Genomic DNA, 500 nt, shown 5'->3' with positions numbered 1-500 from the left:
GATCTTTGGTGCGCTGCTGTATGGCGGCAGGCTGGTCATCGTGCCGCAGGCCACCAGCCGGGCACCGGAAGAGTTCTTCCAGTTGCTGTGCGAGCAGGGGGTCACCGTACTCAACCAGACGCCATCGGCGTTCAAACAGCTGATGCAGGTGGCCTGTGCCCCCGCCAATGCANGCGCTGCTGTATGGCGGCAGGCTGGTCATCGTGCCGCAGGCCACCAGCCGGGCGCCGGAAGAGTTCTTCCAGTTGCTGTGCGAGCAGGGGGTCACCGTGCTCAACCAGACGCCATCGGCGTTCAAACAGCTGATGCAGGTGGCCTGTGCCCCCGNGATCTTTGGTGCGCTGCTGTATGGCGGCAGGCTGGTCATCGTGCCGCAGGCCACCAGCCGGGCACCGGAAGAGTTCTTCCAGTTGCTGTGCGAGCAGGGGGTCACCGTACTCAACCAGACGCCATCGGCGTTCAAACAGCTGATGCAGGTGGCCTGTGCCCCCGCCAATGCA

Annotated in this window: 2 pseudogenes; both read left to right on the top strand. The window is 64.5% G+C overall.

Annotation, left to right across the window (positions count from 1 at the left end):
* A pseudogene (locus CR917_RS27900) lies at positions 1–160 on the top strand (AMP-binding protein); the annotation flags it as partial.
* Positions 161–329: 169 nt separating this feature from the next.
* A pseudogene (locus CR917_RS28345) lies at positions 330–500 on the top strand (AMP-binding protein); the annotation flags it as partial.

This window comes from Pseudomonas sp. BRM28, from assembly GCF_002939405.1.
Taxonomy (GTDB): Bacteria; Pseudomonadota; Gammaproteobacteria; order Pseudomonadales; family Pseudomonadaceae; genus Aquipseudomonas; species Aquipseudomonas palmensis.
The sequence above is the reverse complement of the archived record's forward strand: the minus strand, read 5'-3'. Positions and strand labels throughout refer to the sequence as shown.